This is a genomic window from Candidatus Symbiopectobacterium sp. NZEC135 (genome assembly GCF_025962695.1).
The window spans coordinates 1-1609 of record NZ_JAGFPF010000387.1; the positions used below are offsets into that span (position 1 = coordinate 1).

The window sequence follows — 1609 nt, forward strand, 5'->3', positions numbered from 1 at the left end:
CGATTGGCAACAGCAGAAGCTGCATGTGCAGCGCATTATCGCCTTGCGCAGCGCTCTGCTGGCCGATGAACGACCTGATGATGATCAACTACCCGATGATATCGAAGCGATGGCTGATGAACTGACGGCGTGCGAGCGTGAATTGGAGGCGCTCCAGCAGGCGTCTGTATTGGTATCCCCACACGTGGACAAAACCCAGATTGCCGCCGTGATCGCCGAGTGGACCGGCGTGCCGCTCAACCGCATTTCGCAAGGAGAAATAGAGGTGGTGACTCGCCTGCCTGAGTTCCTGGGTGAAACCATCAAAGGCCAAACGTTGGCTATCGCACACCTGCACAAACATCTGTTGACGGCGCGAGCGGATCTGCGTCGTCCCGGTCGTCCGTTGGGCGCTTTCCTGCTGGTCGGGCCGAGCGGCGTGGGGAAAACGGAAACGGTGTTGCAGATTGCCGATCTGCTGTTCGGCGGGCGTAATTACCTGACCACCATCAACATGTCGGAATATCAGGAGAAACACACGGTATCGCGCCTGATCGGTTCCCCGCCCGGATACGTAGGGTTTGGTGAAGGCGGTGTGTTGACCGAAGCCATCCGTCAGAAACCCTATTCAGTCGTGCTGCTGGACGAAGTGGAAAAGGCCCATCCTGACGTGCTTAACCTGTTTTATCAGGCGTTCGATAAAGGTGAATTGGCCGATGGTGAAGGGCGGGTCATCGATTGCCGCAACGTGGTGTTCTTCCTCACCTCTAACCTCGGTTTTCAAACCATTGTTAACTATGCCGCCCATGCGTCACAGGATGTGCAGACGGAACGCTCGAATGATCTGCTGGATGCGCTCTATCCCGAGCTGGCGGCATTCTTCAAGCCGGCGCTGTTGGCGCGCATGGAAGTCATTCCCTACCTGCCGTTGGATCACGCCACGATGGTCGCCATCGTCCACGGCAAGCTGGCGCGCCTGGTGGCACTGCTGCAACAGCGTTTTGGTGCCGAAACCGTGATCGACGAGGCGGTGCCGGAAGAGATTCTGCGTCTGGCAAACCGCAGCGAAAACGGTGCACGAATGCTGGAATCGGTGATCGATGGCGCGCTGTTGCCACCGGTTTCATTGCAACTGCTGCAACGCCTTTCCGCTGGCGAGCCGGTTCGTCGGGTGCATTTCCAGGTGAAAGAGGGCCAGTTCCAGTCTGAGGTGGAGGGCTGAATATGCAACGAGCCCTCGATCTGGCGCTGGGACTCACGCAACCCCGCGACGAAGCGGCGTTGTGCGACTGGCTGCTGGAGACCATTCAGCGCGTCTGGCAACCGCAGGGGGTGCTGCTGGGCATGGTGGATGTCAGCGGCCGTCAACTGACGTGCCACGGGCACGTTCATGATGCGCCAGTATCGTTGCAACTGGCGGTGGATGATTTTAGCCACCCACTGGCCTACGTATTGCACAAAAATCAGGTGCGCACCTGGGATTCTTTGTACGGCGGCGCACGCATCGAGCATCACGATTTTCGTCAGATGTTGTGCCGTGTTGGCACGGCCTGCGGGCTGCATGCGTTACCGCTGTTGGCAGAAAATGGCAAACCGCTGGCGGTGTTGGCGCTGCTGGATTCGTCTGACC

Annotated in this window: 1 protein-coding gene and 1 pseudogene; both read left to right on the plus strand. The window is 58.5% G+C overall.

Translation table 11 applies throughout. From position 1 onward, the window contains the following. Positions 1-1201 (plus strand): AAA family ATPase (locus tag J5224_RS27130; RefSeq protein ID WP_264628252.1); only part of this gene is annotated, 1201 nt, incomplete at its 5' end. A gap of 2 nt (positions 1202-1203) precedes the next feature. Next, positions 1204-1609, plus strand: a pseudogene (locus tag J5224_RS27135) (sigma-54-dependent Fis family transcriptional regulator); the annotation flags it as partial.